Source organism: Neisseria sp. HMSC065D04, from assembly GCF_001815675.1.
Taxonomy (GTDB): domain Bacteria; phylum Pseudomonadota; class Gammaproteobacteria; order Burkholderiales; family Neisseriaceae; genus Neisseria.
In genome coordinates this window covers 1-556 of record NZ_KV821477.1, presented here as the reverse complement: position 1 = coordinate 556, position 556 = coordinate 1, and the positions used below count along the sequence as shown (strand labels likewise).

Here is a 556-nt window from a genome sequence, read left to right as displayed (position 1 = left end):
TTTTAACGGCTTCTGCATCTTGCATTCTATCTTGAGCCAAGTTCGGCTGATTGCTACACGCTGCCATAACCAGCAAACCTGCCAATACCATCAACCTTTTATGGACCATCTCCATGATTTCACTTTCTTTGTGCTGTTTTTTTGTAGTTAGCCATTGACTTTCTTGCGGTCTTTATATCGATAGATTTGCAGATTGGTTGACCTGCCGCCCTTGAAAGAATTGATTTCATAGGTAATGCCATCATACACAGCGCGTGTACTGATCAGCTCTTCATTCAGCGGCTGTTTCTGTTTAAAGGCTTCGATGTTTTGAATATGTTTGTCCAACAGGTTTTTAAACAAGTTGTCCGGTTTGTTTTTATGGTTGATGGTAGAAATGATTAAATCGGGGATGGTAGTGTCTTTAAAGATCAGACCGTTATACCCAATCACAGCATCCACACCGCCTACCTTGTTATTGACATGATATATATCGACACCGTACGGACATTCCGGATTGGCAAAGTCTTTTAAAACTATTGTTACAGAAAAAAGATTGGCAAGGTAGTCAGCGGCG

1 pseudogene is annotated in these 556 nt (G+C 41.0%); it reads right to left on the bottom strand.

Features of this window, described 5'->3' with window-relative positions:
- Positions 1-147: 147 nt before the first annotated feature.
- Positions 148-556, bottom strand: a pseudogene (locus HMPREF3050_RS01665) (hypothetical protein); the annotation flags it as partial.